General features: G+C 64.1%; 19 protein-coding genes and 1 pseudogene. 17 read left to right on the top strand and 3 right to left on the bottom strand.

Annotated elements, in window-relative coordinates:
* Positions 1 to 164: 164 nt before the first annotated feature.
* The 8 genes from GWG65_RS19200 (at position 165) to GWG65_RS19235 (ending at position 8,400) form a co-directional block, all read left to right on the top strand.
* Complete coding sequence (locus tag GWG65_RS19200; protein WP_275197100.1) at positions 165 to 1,622, top strand: 6-hydroxynicotinate reductase; 1,458 nt, start codon at positions 165 to 167, stop codon at positions 1,620 to 1,622.
* A complete protein-coding gene (locus GWG65_RS19205; RefSeq protein ID WP_275197101.1) occupies positions 1,619 to 2,518 on the top strand; it encodes a UPF0280 family protein in 900 nt (299 codons plus the stop codon). The genes GWG65_RS19200 and GWG65_RS19205 overlap by 4 nt, the downstream gene beginning before the upstream one ends.
* A 26-nt stretch (positions 2,519 to 2,544) precedes the next feature.
* Complete coding sequence (locus tag GWG65_RS19210; protein ID WP_275197102.1) at positions 2,545 to 3,129, top strand: amino acid synthesis family protein; 585 nt, start codon at positions 2,545 to 2,547, stop codon at positions 3,127 to 3,129.
* 39 nt (positions 3,130 to 3,168) lie between these two features.
* Positions 3,169 to 4,371 (top strand): ABC transporter substrate-binding protein, encoded by a 1,203-nt coding sequence (locus tag GWG65_RS19215; RefSeq protein WP_275197103.1) that lies wholly within the window; start codon positions 3,169 to 3,171, stop codon positions 4,369 to 4,371.
* A 178-nt stretch (positions 4,372 to 4,549) separates the two neighbouring features.
* The gene (locus GWG65_RS19220) at positions 4,550 to 6,439 is read left to right on the top strand and encodes an ABC transporter permease (RefSeq protein ID WP_275197104.1); all 1,890 of its coding nucleotides are present in this window, start codon (positions 4,550 to 4,552) and stop codon (positions 6,437 to 6,439) included.
* Positions 6,436 to 7,227, top strand: a complete 792-nt coding sequence (locus GWG65_RS19225) for an ABC transporter ATP-binding protein (RefSeq protein ID WP_275197105.1) — start codon at positions 6,436 to 6,438, stop codon at positions 7,225 to 7,227. Before GWG65_RS19220 ends, GWG65_RS19225 begins: the two co-directional genes overlap by 4 nt.
* A complete protein-coding gene (locus GWG65_RS19230; RefSeq protein ID WP_275197106.1) occupies positions 7,224 to 7,928 on the top strand; it encodes an ABC transporter ATP-binding protein in 705 nt (234 codons plus the stop codon). The genes GWG65_RS19225 and GWG65_RS19230 overlap by 4 nt, the downstream gene beginning before the upstream one ends.
* A gap of 16 nt (positions 7,929 to 7,944) precedes the next feature.
* Positions 7,945 to 8,400 carry a MarR family winged helix-turn-helix transcriptional regulator gene (locus GWG65_RS19235; RefSeq protein ID WP_275197107.1) on the top strand — a complete coding sequence of 152 codons (456 nt, stop codon included), beginning with the start codon at positions 7,945 to 7,947 and terminating at the stop codon, positions 8,398 to 8,400.
* A 184-nt stretch (positions 8,401 to 8,584) separates the two neighbouring features.
* Here GWG65_RS19235 and GWG65_RS19240 read toward each other — a convergent pair whose 3' ends face one another.
* Positions 8,585 to 9,781 (bottom strand): amidohydrolase family protein, encoded by a 1,197-nt coding sequence (locus tag GWG65_RS19240; RefSeq protein ID WP_275197108.1) that lies wholly within the window; start codon positions 9,779 to 9,781, stop codon positions 8,585 to 8,587.
* A gap of 158 nt (positions 9,782 to 9,939) precedes the next feature.
* On the opposite strand from GWG65_RS19240, the gene GWG65_RS19245 reads away from it, so the two are divergent.
* From GWG65_RS19245 to GWG65_RS19280, 8 genes are all read left to right on the top strand, one after another.
* Positions 9,940 to 10,713 carry a ferredoxin--NADP reductase gene (locus GWG65_RS19245; RefSeq protein WP_275197109.1) on the top strand — a complete coding sequence of 258 codons (774 nt, stop codon included), beginning with the start codon at positions 9,940 to 9,942 and terminating at the stop codon, positions 10,711 to 10,713.
* Between the two features lie 184 nt (positions 10,714 to 10,897).
* The gene (locus GWG65_RS19250) at positions 10,898 to 11,224 is read left to right on the top strand and encodes a hypothetical protein (RefSeq protein ID WP_275197110.1); all 327 of its coding nucleotides are present in this window, start codon (positions 10,898 to 10,900) and stop codon (positions 11,222 to 11,224) included.
* 114 nt (positions 11,225 to 11,338) lie between these two features.
* Complete coding sequence (locus GWG65_RS19255) at positions 11,339 to 12,610, top strand: cytochrome P450 (protein ID WP_275197111.1); 1,272 nt, start codon at positions 11,339 to 11,341, stop codon at positions 12,608 to 12,610.
* A gap of 136 nt (positions 12,611 to 12,746) precedes the next feature.
* Complete coding sequence (locus GWG65_RS19260; protein WP_275197112.1) at positions 12,747 to 12,932, top strand: hypothetical protein; 186 nt, start codon at positions 12,747 to 12,749, stop codon at positions 12,930 to 12,932.
* A gap of 10 nt (positions 12,933 to 12,942) precedes the next feature.
* Positions 12,943 to 13,140, top strand: a complete 198-nt coding sequence (locus tag GWG65_RS19265) for a hypothetical protein (RefSeq protein WP_275197113.1) — start codon at positions 12,943 to 12,945, stop codon at positions 13,138 to 13,140.
* On the top strand, positions 13,046 to 13,381 hold the full coding sequence (locus tag GWG65_RS19270) for a hypothetical protein (RefSeq protein ID WP_275197247.1): 336 nt from the start codon (positions 13,046 to 13,048) through the stop codon (positions 13,379 to 13,381). The genes GWG65_RS19265 and GWG65_RS19270 overlap by 95 nt, the downstream gene beginning before the upstream one ends.
* 1 nt (position 13,382) lies before the next feature.
* A complete protein-coding gene (locus GWG65_RS19275) occupies positions 13,383 to 13,646 on the top strand; it encodes a hypothetical protein (RefSeq protein ID WP_275197114.1) in 264 nt (87 codons plus the stop codon).
* A 31-nt stretch (positions 13,647 to 13,677) separates the two neighbouring features.
* A complete protein-coding gene (locus GWG65_RS19280; RefSeq protein ID WP_275197115.1) occupies positions 13,678 to 13,923 on the top strand; it encodes a hypothetical protein in 246 nt (81 codons plus the stop codon).
* 35 nt (positions 13,924 to 13,958) lie between these two features.
* Here the strand turns inward: GWG65_RS19280 and GWG65_RS19285 are convergent, their stop codons facing one another.
* Positions 13,959 to 15,203, bottom strand: coding sequence for a DUF763 domain-containing protein (locus GWG65_RS19285; protein WP_275197116.1), 1,245 nt, complete (start codon positions 15,201 to 15,203; stop codon positions 13,959 to 13,961).
* 110 nt (positions 15,204 to 15,313) lie between these two features.
* Positions 15,314 to 15,511, bottom strand: a pseudogene (locus tag GWG65_RS19290) (tripartite tricarboxylate transporter substrate binding protein); the annotation flags it as partial.
* 113 nt (positions 15,512 to 15,624) lie between these two features.
* Between GWG65_RS19290 and GWG65_RS19295 the strand changes: the two are divergent.
* The gene (locus GWG65_RS19295; protein ID WP_275197117.1) at positions 15,625 to 16,335 is read left to right on the top strand and encodes a TetR/AcrR family transcriptional regulator; all 711 of its coding nucleotides are present in this window, start codon (positions 15,625 to 15,627) and stop codon (positions 16,333 to 16,335) included.
* Positions 16,336 to 16,401: the final 66 nt, after the last annotated feature.

The raw sequence follows: 16,401 nt of genomic DNA on the forward strand, positions 1-16,401 counted from the left end.
GCAGTGCAGCGCAACTGCTCGCTTTGTGGACAAAGGCGGGAGGCAAATGAGAGTTTATTCGGCAGCGGCGTCTTTTCACCGGCACCGCCGCTTGACAGCCATCCGGAGCGCGCGCAACATCGTTCGTATACGAATGATAAGCCCCGTGATCCGCTGGCTTGCACATGGTGACTGAAACGACGAGCGCCGCCACCGACAAGATCCGCTGCGATGCCTGTCCGGTGATGTGCTACATCAAGCCGGGTGCGGCGGGCGCCTGCGACCGCTACGCCAATCATGACGGCAAGCTCGTCCGCGTCGATCCGCACGTGATCCTCGAGCGCACGGTGTCCCAGGGCGGCAAGCTGGTGCCGTTCAGTCGCACCGAGGATTGGGACGGCAAGATCGTCCACGAGCCCTCGACCTTCGTGACCGCGATCGGTGCCGGCACCACCTATCCCGACTACAAGCCGGCGCCGTTCATCGTCTCAGCAGAAGTCGACGGCGTCGATATGGTGACGGTCGTCACCGAGGGGATCTTCTCCTATTGCGGCGTCAAGGTGAAGATCGACACCGACCGCTATCTCGGGCCGGAGACCGCGACCGTCCGTGCGCAGGGCGAGGCGGTCGGCCACGTCACGACCAGCGAATACGGCTCGCAGATGCTGTCGCTCGGCGGCGTGCATCATCTGACCGGCGGATCCAAGAAGGAGGGCCGCGTCACCTGTGACACGCTGATGGATCTCGCCAACTGCAAGGCGGTCGAGCTCACCATCGACGGCGGCGCAAGCGTGGTGGTGCAGGCCGGCCAGTCGCCGATCGTCAACGGTGTCAGGGAAGAGCGCATGCGCGTCGGCTGCGGCTCGGCGACCATCGGCATGTTCGCCAAGCAATGGCACGGCAAGGTCGACGAGGTCGTCGTAGTCGACGATCACATTACCGGCGTGCTCAGCGAGCACCAGGCCGGCAAGCTGCTTGATATCGCCGACACCGGTATCAAGATGAAAGGGCGCCGCTCGACGCCGGGCCGCTATTTCCAGGTCGCCGATCCCGGCACGGGCTGGGGCGGCACCAACATTTCCGATCCGCTGGCGATCCTCGGTCCGTTCGATGCCAAGCAAGCCAGGCCCGGTCTGACCATGCTGATGGTCTCCACGACCGGCGAGCATTCGTCCTACTACGTGCTCGACGAGGCCTTGAAGCCGGTCGAGACCGAGATGCCTGCCGATTTGAAATTTTCGGTCGAGCGCATCCAGGAGAATTGCGAACCGGCGCTGTGCACGGTGCTGTTCATGGCCGGTGCCGGCGGCTCGCTGCGAGCGGGCGTGACCGACAATCCGGTGCGGCTGACGCGCTCGGTGAAGGACGCGCTGACCCGCGTCAGCAGCGGCGGCGCCCCGGTCTATGTCTGGCCCGGCGGCGGCATCACCTACATGGTGGACGTGACGCAGATGCCTTCAGGCGCGTTCGGCTATGTGCCGACGCCCGCGCTGGTCGCGCCGATCGAGTTCACGATGAAGCTGTCCGACTATGCCGCGCTGGGCGGGCACATGGACTATGTGAAGCCGCTCGCCGAGGTGAGGGGTGGCGATGATGTTCGTCAGTTGCCCTGGCAGAATCCGATTCCGGGACATCGGGTATGACAAGGCTCCCGCAAATCGCAATGCTGTCTGATGGCCGGCGGCTGCATTTGCAGGATGGTCCGATTGATCTGATCGTGGAAGCGAGGGGAGATGCAGGTGAGGTCCGGGCGGCCTATAAGGGGGCGTCGCGCCGGTTCACCGGGTTGCTCGACGAACTTTGTGCGGAGCTGCCGGAACTCCGCAAAGCCGCGCAACGCGGAAAGTGCGCGCTGAACGGCGTTGTTGTGCGCCGCATGTATGCCGCCGTCGCGCCCTATGCCGCCGATTGCTTCATCACGCCGATGGCTGCGGTGGCGGGCAGCGTCGCCGAGGAGATTCTGGGGGCGATGCTGAACGCTGCATCGCTCGATCAGGCCTATGTCAACAATGGCGGCGATATTGCCCTCCATCTCGGCGAGGGCGCGCATTTTTCGGTGGGCCTGATGGACCGGCCCGATCGCGACGGCGTAATGCAGACGATAAGGGTCGATGCGAGCGATGCCGTGCGAGGGATCGCCACCAGTGGTCGCCACGGCCGCAGTTTTTCGCTCGGAATTGCTGATGCCGTGACCGTGCTTGCGGCGACTGCGTCGAAGGCCGATGCGGCGGCGACGGTTATCGCCAACGCGGTCGATCTGCCCGGGCATCCCGCCATCGTCCGGCGGCCGGCCAATGAGCTTCAGCCTGACAGCGACCTCGGCGCGCATCTCGTGACCCACGATGTTGGTGAGTTGTCGCGGGCCGAAATCGCAACGGCGCTCGAATCTGGCGCGGAATGTGCACGGCAATTGTTCGATCGCGGGCTGATCGAGGGTGCCGTGTTGCGGCTGTGTGGTGATATGCTTGTCATCGGAACCAAAGATATTGAACGGCAACGATCGCGCATGCCCGTGCTGGAGAACGCGGTTCATGCCTGAGCAGGGAAGAGCCTAAGGAAACAATCATGAGCGCGATCATCCGCAAGATCGTCACCGTCGTCGAAGAGACGCAGATGGAGATGGGCAGGCCCGTGTCGCCGCCAACCCGGCGCGCCGCGGCGATCGCCGTGATCGAAAATCCCTTTGCTGGAAAATATGTCGAGGATCTCGCGCCGCTGATTGCGATCGGGGAGGAGCTTGGCGATCTCCTGTCCAAGCGCGCAGTTGCCGCGCTCGGGATCGATGGCTCCAAGGTGCAGAGCTATGGCAAGGCGGCAGCCGTTGGCGAGAATGGCGAGCTGGAGCATGCGGCCGCGATTCTTCACCCCAAAATGGGGGCGCCGGTGCGGAAGGTGCTGACCAAGGGCGCTGCGCTGATCCCCTCGTCGAAGAAGCGCAGCGGGCCCGGTACGACGCTCGACATTCCCCTCGGTCACAAGGACGCAGCCTTCGTGCGTAGTCATTTCGATGGCATGGAAGTACAGATCAATGACGCGCCGCGCGCCAACGAGATCATGGTTGCGGTCGCCGTCACCGACAGCGGCCGTCCGCTGCCGCGCGTCGGCGGGCTCACGGTTGCGGAGATCAAGGGCGAAGACGGTCTGAGATAGAGACGGTCTGGAATAGCGAATTTAAAACTGGAGGTTGGGATGCGAGCAAGAAACTATTTTGTCGGCGCGGCCTTCGCGCTTCTGGCGGGCGGCATGGCTCATTCGGCCCTGGCGCAGGAGATCAAGATCGGCGAGATCAACAGCTACTCGCTGCTGCCGGCTTTCACCGAGCCCTATCGCAAGGGATGGCAGCTCGCGGTCGAGCAGATCAACGCGGCCGGCGGCATCAACGGCAAGAAGCTTGTCGTCGTCTCCAAGGACGACGGCGGCAAGCCGGCCGACGCGCAGACCGCGGCCAACGAGCTGGTTTCGAGCGAGGGCGTCGCGATGCTCACGGGCACGTTCCTGTCGAACATCGGCCTTGCCGTCAGCGACTTCGCCAACCAGAAGAAGGTGTTCTTTCTCGCGGCCGAGCCGCTGACAGACGCCGTCACCTGGTCGAAGGGCAACAAATACACCTTCCGCCTGCGGCCCTCCAACTACATGCAGGCGGCGATGCTGGTGGAAGCCGCCAGCAAGCTGCCCGCAAAACGCTGGGCGACGATCGCGCCGAACTATGAATACGGGCAGTCTGCGGTCGCGGTGTTCAAGAAGCTGATGTCGGAAAAGCGGCCCGACATCCAGTGGGTCGACGAGCAGTGGCCGCCGCAGGGCAAGATCGACGCAGGCCCGGTGGTGCAGGCTGTTGCCGCGGCGAATCCCGAAGCGATCCTCAACGTCACCTTCGGCGCCGACCTCGTCAAGCTCGTGCGCGAAGGCAACACCCGCGGCCTGTTCAAGGGGCGCGAGGTCGTCTCGTTCCTGACCGGCGAGCCCGAATATCTCGATCCGCTCAAGGAGGAGACGCCCGAGGGCTGGATCGTCACCGGCTATCCCTGGTACTCGATCAAGACGCCCGAGCATGACGCGTTCCTGAAGGCCTATCAGGCCAAGTACAACGACTATCCGCGTCTCGGCTCGATCGTCGGCTATCAGACCATCAAGTCGGCGGCGGCGATTCTGGCGAAGGCCGGCTCCACCGATCCGGAGAAGCTGATTGCCGCGGCGGAAGGGCTGTCGATGTCGTCGCCGCTGGGCGAGATCACCTTCCGCAAGATCGACCACCAGTCGACGTTAGGGGCCTATGTCGGCAAGACCGCACTGAAGGACGGCAAGGGAGTCATGGTGGATTCCGTCTACAAGAAGGGCTCGGACTATCTGCCGAGCGACGCCGAAGTCGAGAAGCTGCGCCCGAAGGATTGATCTCCGCGGCCGTAGGGTGGGTTAGCCGTAGGCGTAACCCACCACTTTCGGTGCCACACGAGAGATGGTGGGTTACGTCGAGCGAACTGCGCTCCGCGCAATCGCTCAGCTAACCCACCCTACGAAGCTCTCTCCCCGGAAGCGGGGAGAGGTGATCCAACACTAACCCGGACCGCCGATGGCCTTTTATGTCGTACAGTTTCTGACCGGTCTCGCCAGTGCAGCGTCGCTGTTCCTGGTGGCGTCGGGCCTGTCGATTATCTTCGGCGTGACGCGGATCGTGAACTTTGCGCACGGCGCCTTCTACATGATCGGCGCCTACGTTGCCTTCACCCTGACGGAGCGTTTTTCGGGAACGTTCGGCTTCTGGGGCAGTATTGTTGCCGCCGCGCTTGCCGTGGCTCTGATCGGCGTCATCGTCGAGATGGTGCTGCTCCGCCGCATCTATCACGCACCCGAGCTGTTCCAGCTGCTCGCGACCTTCGGTCTGACCCTGATGGTCGAGGATCTCGTGGTCCTGATCTGGGGGCCTGACGATCTCGTCGGCCGCCGCGCTCCGGGCTTCAAGGGTGCCGTCGATTTCTTCGGCCAGAACATCCCGAGCTACGATTTGTTCCTGATCGTGCTCGGGCCGGTCGTGCTCGGCATTCTCTGGCTCCTGTTCCAACGCACGCGCTGGGGCGTGCTGGTGCGCGCAGCGACGCAGGACCGCGACATGGTGGCGGCGCTCGGCGTCAATCAGAAATGGCTGTTCACGAGCGTGTTTGCGGTCGGCGTGTTCCTCGCCGCGCTCGGCGGCGCGCTCCAGATCCCGCGCGATGCCGTGCATCACGCGATGGACCTACGCATCATCGTCGAGGTCTTCGTCGTCGTCGTGATCGGCGGCCTCGGCAGCATCATCGGCGCCTTCGTCGCGGCGGTGCTGGTGTCCGAGCTCAACGCCTTCGGCATCCTGATCTTTCCGAAAATCTCCATCATCCTGGTCTTCCTGGTGATGGCGGTGGTGCTGATCGTGCGGCCCTGGGGCCTGTTCGGCAGGCCCGAGGCGCCCGCCCGCAAGACGCCGGGCCTCACCGTCAATCCGTGGCGGCCGCTGACGTCGAACGAGCGGCTGGCTGCGCTTGCAGCACTCGTCATCGCCGCGACGCTGCCGCTGTTCGCCGGCAATTATGCGCTGACGGTCGGCTCGGAAATCGCGATTTTTGTGATCTTCGCCGTCAGCCTGCATTTCCTGATGGCGGTCGGCGGGCTCGCGTCATTTGGCCATGCCGCCTATTTCGGCCTCGGCGCCTACGGCGTCGCCTTCCTTGCCAAGATGGCGGGACTGCCGATGATCGTGTGCCTGCTGCTCGGGCCTTTGCTTGGCTGCATGGGTGCTGCCGTGTTCGGCTTCTTCGCGGTGCAGCTCTCCGGCGTCTACTTTGCGATGCTGACGCTGGCCTTTGCGCAGATCGTCTGGTCGATCGCGTTCCAGTGGGTGAGCGTGACCGGCGGAGACAACGGCATCCTGGGTGTGTGGCCGGAGAAATGGGCCGCGAGCCCGTCGCATTTCTATTGGCTGGCGCTCGGTGTCGCCGCGCTGGTGACGGTCGCGCTGCGCCTGGCGGTGTTCTCTCCGTTCGGCTACGGCTTGCGCGCCACGCGGGATTCGGCGCTGCGCAGCGAAGCCATTGGCGTCAACGTCAAGCGCATGCAGTGGACGGCGTTCGTCATCGCAGGAACGACAGCCGGCATCGGTGGCGCGCTGTTCGCGTACCTGAAGGGCAGCGTCTTTCCGGACAATCTCGGTATCTCGCTTTCGGTCGACGCGCTGGTCATGGTGCTGCTCGGCGGCGTCGAGACGGTCTCGGGCGGGGTGATCGGGGCGATCGTCTACAAGGCGCTCAATATCTGGCTGGTCAGCCAGACCGATCTGTCGAAACTGGTGCTCGGCGGCTTCATCGTGCTGATCGTGGTCGTCTTCCCCAAGGGCATCGTCGGCATGCTGGAGATGCTCGCGCAACGGCGCAAAAGCACGTCGCCGCCGGGGGGAACCCTGCTTGCCAAGCCGATCGAGTCCGCCGAATGAGTGTCGCACCCCCGCTTCTCGTGGTCGAAGGCCTGACCAAATCCTACGGCGGCATCCATGCCGTGCGCGGCGTCTCGTTCTCACTGCGCGCCGGCGAAATTCTGGCGCTGATCGGCCCGAACGGTGCGGGAAAAAGCACCTGCTTCGACATGCTCAACGGCCAGAACAGGCCGGACACGGGGCATGTCCGTCTTCTCGGCGAGGACACCACGGGCAAGAAGCCGCGCGAGATTTGGCGCTTGGGGGTGGGGCGCACGTTCCAGATCACCGCGACGTTCGCGACCATGACGGTGCGCGAGAACGTGCAGGTCGCGCTGATCTCGCACGGAAAGCAATTGTTCAATCTCTGGGGCTCGACGCCGAGCTTCGACCGCGGCGAGGCCGGCCGTTTGCTCGAGCTGGTCGGCATGGGCGGCTACGCGGATCGACCCTGCGGCGAGCTTGCCTATGGCGACCTCAAGCGGCTCGAGCTCGCGGTTGCGCTCGCCAACCAGCCGAAACTGCTGCTGATGGACGAGCCGACGGCCGGCATGGCGCCGCGCGAGCGTGTCGACCTGATGCGCCTGACCGCGCAGATCGCGCGGGAAAAGTCGATCGGCGTGCTCTTCACCGAGCACGACATGGACGTGGTATTCGAGCATGCCGACCGCATCATCGTGCTCAACCGCGGTACGCTGATCGCCGAGGGCTCGCCGGCCGAGGTGCGCGGCAATCCGCAGGTGCAGGCGGTCTATCTCGGCGAAGGCCTTGTCTACGATTCCCGCCATCGCGAGGGAGCCCCGGCATGAAGCTGACGGTCGAGGCGCTCGACAGCCATTACGGTCCCGCGCATATCCTGTTCGACATCGGCTTCGAGGTCGGCGAGGGCGAGGTGGTGGCGCTGCTCGGGCGCAACGGCGCCGGCAAGTCGACGACGTTCCGCTCGATCGTCGGCCTCGTGGCGCAGCGCTCCGGCCGCATCGTATTCGAGGGCAAGGATGTCTCGGTGCGACCGACGCATGAGATCGTCCGCGGCGGTCTCGGTTATGTGCCGGAAGAGCGCCGCATCTTCACTGATCTCACGGTTGAGGAGAATCTCGAGGTCGGCCGCCAGCCGAAGCGTCCGAATGCGCCATCATGGACCCGCGAAAAGCTGTTTGCGTTGTTTCCGAACCTGAGCGAGATGCGCAATCGCCCGGGCGGCCGCATGAGCGGTGGCGAGCAGCAGATGCTCACCATCGCGCGCACGCTGATGGGCAATCCGTCGCTGGTGCTGCTCGACGAGCCGTCCGAGGGCCTGTCGCCGAAGATCGTGGAGCAGATGGTCGATGCCATCCTGACCATGAAGAAGGAGGGCGTCAGCATCGTCGTCTCCGAGCAGAATTTGCACTTTGCGCGATTGATCTCCGATCGCGCCTACATCATCGAGCGCGGCCGCATCTGCTTCGGCGGCACCATGGCCGAGCTCGACGCGCGCCCGGATATCCGCGATGCGCATCTGTCGTTGTGAGGGGGACGGGTAGTCGATGGCAAGAAGCGTCGCGGTGAAGAAGGGCGTCAAGCAGGCGAAGCCCGCCTATGTGCTCGACGAACAGGTCGGATTCATCCTGCGCCTGGTCTGGCAGCGCCACAGCTCGATCTTCGCCCGCGACATCGGCACCAACATCACGCCGACGCAATGGGCGGCGCTCTCGAAGCTCGCCGAGACCGGGCCGTGCTCGCAGAACCAGCTCGGGCGGTTGACGGCGATGGACGTCGCGACGATCAAGGGCGTGATCGACCGGCTGACGGCGCGTGGCCTGACCGAGACAAGTCAGGATCCCGAAGATGGTCGACGGCTGCTGGTGAGCCTGACGCGCGCTGGCCAGCAGCTTGCGGAAAAAGTGGCGCCGAACGCGCTCGCGATCACCCGCGAAACCCTCGCGCCGCTCGAGCCCAAGGAGCGCGAGATGCTGATCGCCCTGTTGGACAAGCTGCGGTGAACTCAGCTGTGTCGCCGTCACCCTGAGGTGGCCGCTTCTTCAGCGGCCCTCGAAGGGCGATGGCCCAGCTGCATCTCAGCCGTTCATCCTTCGAGGCTCGCACGCAGCGCATTGCGCCGCGCACCTCCAGCGACAACGGCTTCGCCGTTGCGCAGGGATGACGGGTCTCGAGCTTCGGCCGCCGCTACTTCGCCACCACCTCCGGTACCTTGCCCGCCGGCGGCGTGTTGCGGCTGCGTTGCGTCCGCACGATGCCGTCGATGATGGTCATGCCGATGCCGGGGAGGTCGCCGAGCTGGACGCTCTCGAGGATGTTCTTGCCCGGTGAGTGCTGCGCCTTGTCCATGATGACGAAGTCCGCGGAGCGGCCGACCTCGATCAGGCCGCAATCGAGTTCGCGCATCCGCGCGGTGTTGCCGGTGGCAAGACAAAAGGCGAGTTCGGCCGGCAGCTCGCCGAGCGAGGACAGCATCGAGACCATCCGCAAAATGCCGAGCGGCTGCACGCCGGAGCCGGCCGGTGCGTCGGTGCCGAGGATGACGCGGTGCAGATCGCCCATCTCGCGCGCGGTGCGCAGCGTGAACAGGGCGGAGCGTTCGTTGCCGTTGTGAACGAGCTCGAGGCCGCGCTTGCAACCCTCGCAGATGCATCGGATCTGGTCGTCGGGGAGCGCGGTGTGGCCGCCATTGATGTGCCCGACCACGTCGGTATCGGCCTCCAGCACCACGTCCTTGTCGATCAAGCCGGAGCCGGGGATTGAGGGGCCGCCGGTGTGGATCGTGCTCTGGATGCCGTATTTGCGCGCCCAGCCGACCATTTTGCGCGCGGTGGGGCCGTCCTTGACGCCGCCGAGCCCGACCTCGCCGAGCAGCTTGACGCCGGCCGCGGCCAATTCCTTGAAATCTTCTTCGACCATCTCGCATTCGATCACTGGCGCTCCGGCATGAACCTTCACGCCGCCCGGACGCAAGGTCCAGAACGCGCGTTGGGCGAAGATCGCCATGGCCTTCAGCCCGACAACGTCGCGCGGGCGGCCGGGCATGTGCACCTCGCCGGCCGAGATCATGGTGGTGACACCGCCATGGAGATAACTGTCGATCCAGTTGGTCTGGTTCTGGCGCGGCGTCCAGTCGCCGGCAACGGGGTGGACGTGGCTGTCGATCAGGCCCGGCGCAACGGTCGTGCCGTTGGCATCGACGATGGTGGTCGCGCCTTCCGTGTCGAGGTTCTTGAAGCGGCCGATCGCAGTGATCTTGCCGTTGTCGGCGACGATGGTGTCGCCGTCCAGGATCGGCTTTTCCAGCGCGCCGGACAGGATCAGGCCGATATTGCGGATCACGAGCTTCGAGGGTCCGGTGGCCTGGGGTGCGTCATGCGCCATGGAAGGGGTCCTTGTCCTTAACTGCAACGCTGTCGATCTTGGGCAGCCTTGACCGCGGGATCAAGCCGGATTATTCATTAGTATACGAATGATCGTATACAAACGACGCATGGCTGACATTCGCCCCGGAACCGCAAGGCCGCGATAGGGAAGGTGAGATGAGCAATTTCAACCAGGAAAGCGTTTTGAGCGTCCACCACTGGACCGATACGCTGTTCAGCTTCAAGACCACCCGTAGTCCGACCTTCCGCTTCCGCAACGGCGAATTCACCATGATCGGGCTCAAGGTCGGCGAGAAGCCGCTGCTGAGGGCCTACAGCGTCGCCAGCGCCAATTACGAGGACACGCTCGAGTTCTTTTCGATCAAGGTGCCGGATGGTCCGCTGACATCGCGACTCCAGCACCTGAAGGAGGGCGACGAGATCATCGTCAGCCGCAAGGCGACCGGCACGCTCGTGATCGACAATCTGGAAGAGGGCCGCAACCTCTACCTGATCGGCACCGGTACGGGGCTTGCGCCGTTCCTCAGCGTGATCAAGGATCCCGAGACCTATGAGCGTTTTGAGAAGGTCGTGCTGCTGCACGGCTGCCGTCACGTCAAGGAGCTCGCCTACGGCGAGATGATTACCGAGACGCTGCCGAAGGATGAATTGCTCGGCGATTACATCCGCAACCAGCTCATCTACTACCCGACCGTGACGCGCGATCCCTTCCGCAATCGAGGCCGCATCACCGACCTCATCACTTCCGGCAAACTCTTCGCCGATATCGGCCTGCCGTCGCTGGAAGCGGCCCACGACCGCATCATGATCTGCGGCAGCCCGGCGCTGGTTGCGGACACCCGCGTGCTCCTGACCGAGCGCGGCTTCGTCGAGGGCAACCATGGCGAGCCGGCCCAGTTCGTGGTCGAAAAGGCCTTTGCCGAGCGGTGAACGCGGGCTCCCTATGGGGGGCATGGTCTGTTCGGAAGACCGCTTCACACTTGGCGCTAAGGCGGCGATACGGGTCCTGTCCATGCCCTCTGCCCAATAAGGCCGTATTTTCGCCCTCGCGCGGGCGTTGCGGTGCCGATTCGGCGCGCGATACTATGTGGGTGCGAATCAGCGGAGATCCCACATGGTTGCGGACAGCGACAGCAACATCGCCTGGCACCGGGTCCAGTTGAAAAAGAACCGTGCCGAGTTGAAGGCGCTCGAGACCGCGCGCTTCACGATGGGCGAGATCGCCTCCTCGAAACGCGCCGGCCAGGCCCAGAAGGCGATCGGGGAACTGAAGCGCAAGATCGCACAGTCGGAGCGTTCGATCGCCGACTATGACAAGCGGACACGCCGTCCGCTTGGCACCGATTTGCAAAGTCTCAGCAATGGCAGCTGGAGCCATTGGGACGCCTATACCAGTCAGCAGCAGCGCAAGACCGGCCAGCGCTCGCCAGGGCGTGGATAGTTTCGTCTCGGCCCTTTCGCCGCGGCCAACGCAGGTTCCGGCTCTTGTTCCGGTCCTTGCGCGCCGCTGCATGCATACCATCTGGTTGGGCGCCACTAACCACGCCGGTGATCCGTGACGCCGCGTATCGACTTTACCAGCGAGGCCTTCTTTCGCGATCCGTCCAAGGCCATTGCGACGCTGCGGGCGTCCGGCCCTGTGGTCGCGACACGCTTTCCCCTGGTCGGCGACGTCTGGGTCACCACCACGCATGACGCGACGGCTCAGGTGCTGAAGGACGGGGCGACGTTCACGCTGCGCAAGGAGGATGGGGAAGTCGCGGGGTTGCGCTGGTGGATGCCAAAACTCGTCACCACCATCGCCAACAATATGCTGACCATGGACGAGCCGGATCATACCAGGCTGCGCAGCATCGTGGACGAGGCTTTCCGCCGCCGTGCGATCATGGATATGCAGCCGCGTATTCGCGCCATTGCCGATGGTCTTGCAGCCGACCTGTTTGCGGACGGCAGCCCCGCCGATCTCGTCCAGCGCTATGCGCGCATCCTGCCGCTGTCGGTGATCTCCGAACTCCTGGGGCTGCCGGCGGCGGATCGCCCGAGGTTCATCGCCTGGGCCAATGCAATGTCGTCGCTGACGAACGTATTGAGCTTCTTCCGGCTGCTGTTCGCATTCCGAAAGATGCGAGACTATCTCGAAGAGCAGTTGCGGATTGCTCGCGTGCAGGGCGGTGAAGGCCTGATCGCCGAACTGATCCAGGTCGAACGCGAAGGCGGCCAGATCACGCCGGACGAAATGGTATCGATGGTCTTTCTGCTGCTCGCCGCGGGCTCGGAAACCACGACGCACCTCATCAGCGGTTCGGTCTACGAACTCCTCAGAAATCCTGGTCTGCGCGATTGGCTGGAACAGGACTGGAGCCGTGTCGGTCTCGCCGTCGAGGAGTTCCTGCGCTTCGTCTCGCCGGTGCAGTTCTCCAAGCCGCGCTATGTGCGACGAGACGTCGAGATCGAGGGCGTGCCGCTGAAGAAGGGCGACCGCGTCATGGTCATGCTCGCCGCCGCGAACATCGATCCAGCGATCCACGACCAGCCCGAACGGCTCGATCTCGCGCGGAAGCCAAATCGGCACATCTCGTTTGGCACGGGCATCCATTTCTGCCTTGGTCATCAGCTCGCGCGGATCGAAGCCGCCTGCGCGCTCGAGGCGCTCTTCGTACGATGGCCTGAACTTGGCCTGGCCATCGATCCCGTGCAGGTCCGTTGGCGCAGGCGCCCGGGCCTGCGCGCGATCCGGCAGCTTCCAGTCGTGGCGGCCGGCCGGGGAACGCAGGAAACGACGTGCGAACACAGCATGGCCGGTCGTTCCCTCAGTGCGGCGAACTGACATGCGCGTTCCTTCGGAAAATTGTCCCTGAGCGGCATCAGCCAGGAACGGTCTGCGGCGCTTCCTGTTGTCATCAAGACCTTGAAGCAGCGACGAGTTTCTTTCCGCTCGCTTCGTCTTTGCAGGAGACAGGATCATGACCAGTAAGAAGCCACCTGTTCCCCCTCAAAATCAGAGCCCAAAGGGAACCGGGGACAACAAGCAGATGTCCGTGGACCAGGCGCTGCACGGCCAGCAGCGCGTGCAGAATCCGGATCAGCAGGGTCAGCAGGGCAACATCAAGCAGAACACGACGAATCAGGGCTACCAGCAAGACCGCTGAGGAGGGCCTTATGTCGACATCCACCAAGACACCCAACAGCATTCGTCAGGGCGGACCCGGCGCATCCCACGAGAACGCCAAGGCGCCGCTGGAAGTCAAGAAGCCGCCGGCCGATGATCCGCGGCGCAGGCATAGCCGCGTTTCCGGTGGTGGAGGCGAACGCGACTCCCATCACAGGCACGACCCCAGAGATAAGAGCGGAGGGTAATCCGGTCATGAGCAGTAAACAGCCAAAACTGTATATCCCGACAAGCAAGGATCTCCGCGACAATCCGCTGATCGGCGGATCAAAGGGAGCGAACATGGCCGGCGCGTCGCCCGATGATATCGAGGATGCACTCGGCGAGAATACCATCGAAGGCGACCTCGAGAACGACGTGAACTTCGCCGGCGGCATCGACAAGGACGTCGCGCACAGCGGAGCTCCCCGACGAGGCCGGAGACCGTAGAATGCAAGGCAAGAAAACACACGAACAGCTGGTGCGCATCCTCGAGCGCAAACCGGATGAACCTGATGCGCGAGAGCTCGACCGAGCTCTTGGCCGCGATCCCGAGGACCGCCGCGCGCACCACGCGCAAAGCGAGGCGCGGCATAGCGAATTCCCTGTGAGCCGCGGTGGCCTCAACCAGGAAAGCGACCACAACAAGCACAACCGTGCTGGCCAGAGTGGCCACATGCGGCCGAAGCCAACGCCGGCGCAACAGAAACGCTGAACCTTCAAGGGGCACTGCAGAGGAGAGATTGATGCCAGGCGGGCACGGCAGCAAGACGCACTTCAGATCCGGCATGCATGGCAAGGGCGATGGCACCGGCGCCATGGCCGAAATTCCCAAGGACAAGATCGGCGACAACATGGTGCTGTCCAACCGGGACAAGGCGCAGCATTCGGACATTCGCGGCATGGACGGCAAGTTCATCCAGACCGAGCAATACCAGGATCACTCGGCCAACCGGATCTTGCACGAGGATAATGAAGGCGACGAGACCTGAGAGCTGTTCCTCCCGACCAACTCGCGGACCGATGTTCAGGCGGTCCACTTTTTTGTCGATGCGAGATCGCGCTCCCAGCCGAACACGGAGCGGCCGTCAAGATCGGGCGAGGCCGCGCGCTCGCCGGCAATGTAGGACTCGACCGATGGCCCGCACGCGCTGCGTTCCAGCCGCCGCGCCTGATCGTCGAGCCGCCTGATCGCCTGCATCTCCTCCTCGCGCCCGAGCTTTGCGCTCTGGATTGCGTCCTTCAGCACACGGATGGTGTCGTCATAGACCTTGATCGGAACGGGGTAGGGATGTCGGTCCTTGCCGCCGTGCGCGAGCGAGAAGCGTGCGGGATCCGCAAAGCGATAGGGCGCGCCATGCACGACTTCGGCGACCATGGCGAGCGAGCGCACGGTGCGTGCGCCGACGCCGGGCGTGAGCAGCAGCTCCGGAAAGTCGACCGGGCCGCGCTCGGCCGCCGCGGCAAGCGTGCCGTGCAGGCGCCGCGCGAATACATCCTTCGGCCGCACGTCGTGATGGGCAGGCATGATCAGATGCGGCAGCATGGCCTGCGCGGGCTCTGTCCCATTCAGCCGCTCGAATTCGGTGATGATGCGGTCGGGGCCAAGGTTGGATAGCAACTCCAGCTGGGCGGTGCGCGAGACGTCAGCACGATGGTCGGTGAGATTGACGATCTCGCCCTGCTCGGGACCGTCGATCGCGCTATGCGGCGTGTCGACAAAACTCTTCAGCGCCTCGGAATGCCAGTGATAGCGGCGGGCCTGCCGCTTGTCGCCGTTCATGCCCTGCTGCACCACAGTCCATTTGGCATCGGCGGTGACGAAGAAGCCGTGCAGGTAAAGGTCAAAACCGTCCTGCACCGCCGCGCTGTCGACCTTTGCCACAAGGCGGCTGACGCGGGTGAGTTTCGCGCCGTCGAAGCCGACGCGGTCGCCGAGTTGCATCAGTTCGTCCGGTGTCTTGCGCGAGTGCTGGCCGCGCCCTCCGCAAACGTAAATTCCAAGCTCATCCTGGAGTGGACCGAGCCCCCGCTTCAGCGCGCCAATGACCGATGTCGTGATGCCGGAGGAGTGCCAGTCCATCCCCATCACAGCGCCGAACGACTGGAACCAGAACGGATGCGATAGCCGCTGGAGGAACGCGTCGCGTCCGTAATGATGCACGATGGCCTGCGTGACGATCGCCCCGAGCGAAGCCATACGGCTCGCGAGCCAGGGTGGAACCCGGCCTGTGTGCAGGGGAAGATCGGCACTGCCGGTACGTCGAGTCATGATTGCCTAGAAATAGCGCAGTTCGCCGGCCATTGCACCAGAGGGATGGTGCATTGCACTAGGCGCGGGAGCGAAGTCGCTGTGAACGCGTTGAGCGCGGACGCCACTTTCACGGGCTGCTGGCCCCAGGTCTTCGCCAGGGCCTGGCCCAGCGTGCGTGCGGGCACGTCGACCGCGCCGCCGGCCGCGTAGGGCACGAGGATGTGAACCGGCTTGCTCGGATAATTGTCAGCCTGCGCGGCGCTGCCCGCCAGCAGCAGACCGGCACCGAGCAACAAACCGCCGATCTTCTTGTTCGAACCCAGCATTTTTCTGCACTCCTGAGGCATTCGGGTCCCTGCGGCGAATTCCAAGCTGCTCCGGACGCTGCCCATGGTTTTTGTTGACGAGACCTGATCTTTTGTACGATGGTACAAATCTCATGGTACGCAAGCCCACCAGCAAGGAAACGGCCCGCAAGCCGAACATGCGCGAGGCGATCCTCGCCGCGGCCGAAGAGTTGTTCGCGACCAACGGCTTCAACGCGGTGTCGGTACGCGATATCGCGCACGCCGCCGGCGCCAATCCCGGCAGCGTCACCTATCACTTCAAGACCAAGGACGGCCTGCTGCTGGAGATCTATCGCCGCCATTGCGGGCCGATGAATCTCCGCCGCTCGGAGCTTCTCACCGCCGCCAGGCGTGTGCGCGATCTCCAGGATCGACTGGAAGCGATCGTGCGAGCCTATGTGGTGCCGGCATTCACCTCGGGCAGCGATCTTGCCGGCGGTGGGGCGCGCTTCACGCGGCTTCGCGCGGTGATGTCGGCGGAAGGCAACGAGGTCGCGCGGAAAATCATCGCGCAGACTTTTGACGACACCAGCCACGCCTTCATCGATGCGATCCACGACAGTCTGCCGCATGTTCCGCGCACCGACATCGTCTGGCGCAGCCATTTCTTGCTTGGCGCGCTCTATTATTCGCTGGTGACGCCGGAGCGCGTCTCGCGCCTGTCGCGCGGCGAGGCCGATGGCGGCGATCCCGCCAATGCCATCGAGCAGTTGGTGCAGGCAACCGTCGCTGCGTTCCAGGCGCCGGCGCTCGATCAGGCCGCGCCAACGCGCCGGCGCACGGTCGCAACCACGAAGACTTGAAAGAAACCGTCGAGGGGGCGCGTCAGCGTTTCCGCTCGCAAACGGTCCATGTGACGGGGTGTTGAG

Source organism: Bradyrhizobium sp. CSA207 (assembly GCF_029051685.1).
Taxonomy (GTDB): domain Bacteria; phylum Pseudomonadota; class Alphaproteobacteria; order Rhizobiales; family Xanthobacteraceae; genus Bradyrhizobium.

Excerpts from the sequence above, each read along its gene's own strand:
- GWG65_RS19200 (WP_275197100.1), top strand. The coding sequence starts at position 165 with ATGGTGACTGAAACGACGAGCGCCGCCACCGACAAGATCCGCTGCGAT.
- GWG65_RS19205 (WP_275197101.1), top strand. The coding sequence starts at position 1,619 with ATGACAAGGCTCCCGCAAATCGCAATGCTGTCTGATGGCCGGCGGCTG.
- GWG65_RS19210 (WP_275197102.1), top strand. The coding sequence starts at position 2,545 with ATGAGCGCGATCATCCGCAAGATCGTCACCGTCGTCGAAGAGACGCAG.
- GWG65_RS19215 (WP_275197103.1), top strand. The coding sequence starts at position 3,169 with ATGCGAGCAAGAAACTATTTTGTCGGCGCGGCCTTCGCGCTTCTGGCG.
- GWG65_RS19220 (WP_275197104.1), top strand. The coding sequence starts at position 4,550 with ATGGCCTTTTATGTCGTACAGTTTCTGACCGGTCTCGCCAGTGCAGCG.
- GWG65_RS19225 (WP_275197105.1), top strand. The coding sequence starts at position 6,436 with ATGAGTGTCGCACCCCCGCTTCTCGTGGTCGAAGGCCTGACCAAATCC.
- GWG65_RS19230 (WP_275197106.1), top strand. The coding sequence starts at position 7,224 with ATGAAGCTGACGGTCGAGGCGCTCGACAGCCATTACGGTCCCGCGCAT.
- GWG65_RS19235 (WP_275197107.1), top strand. The coding sequence starts at position 7,945 with ATGGCAAGAAGCGTCGCGGTGAAGAAGGGCGTCAAGCAGGCGAAGCCC.
- GWG65_RS19240 (WP_275197108.1), bottom strand. The coding sequence starts at position 9,781 with ATGGCGCATGACGCACCCCAGGCCACCGGACCCTCGAAGCTCGTGATC.
- GWG65_RS19245 (WP_275197109.1), top strand. The coding sequence starts at position 9,940 with ATGAGCAATTTCAACCAGGAAAGCGTTTTGAGCGTCCACCACTGGACC.
- GWG65_RS19250 (WP_275197110.1), top strand. The coding sequence starts at position 10,898 with ATGGTTGCGGACAGCGACAGCAACATCGCCTGGCACCGGGTCCAGTTG.
- GWG65_RS19260 (WP_275197112.1), top strand. The coding sequence starts at position 12,747 with ATGACCAGTAAGAAGCCACCTGTTCCCCCTCAAAATCAGAGCCCAAAG.
- GWG65_RS19265 (WP_275197113.1), top strand. The coding sequence starts at position 12,943 with ATGTCGACATCCACCAAGACACCCAACAGCATTCGTCAGGGCGGACCC.
- GWG65_RS19270 (WP_275197247.1), top strand. The coding sequence starts at position 13,046 with ATGATCCGCGGCGCAGGCATAGCCGCGTTTCCGGTGGTGGAGGCGAAC.
- GWG65_RS19275 (WP_275197114.1), top strand. The coding sequence starts at position 13,383 with ATGCAAGGCAAGAAAACACACGAACAGCTGGTGCGCATCCTCGAGCGC.
- GWG65_RS19280 (WP_275197115.1), top strand. The coding sequence starts at position 13,678 with ATGCCAGGCGGGCACGGCAGCAAGACGCACTTCAGATCCGGCATGCAT.
- GWG65_RS19285 (WP_275197116.1), bottom strand. The coding sequence starts at position 15,203 with ATGACTCGACGTACCGGCAGTGCCGATCTTCCCCTGCACACAGGCCGG.
- GWG65_RS19295 (WP_275197117.1), top strand. The coding sequence starts at position 15,625 with ATGGTACGCAAGCCCACCAGCAAGGAAACGGCCCGCAAGCCGAACATG.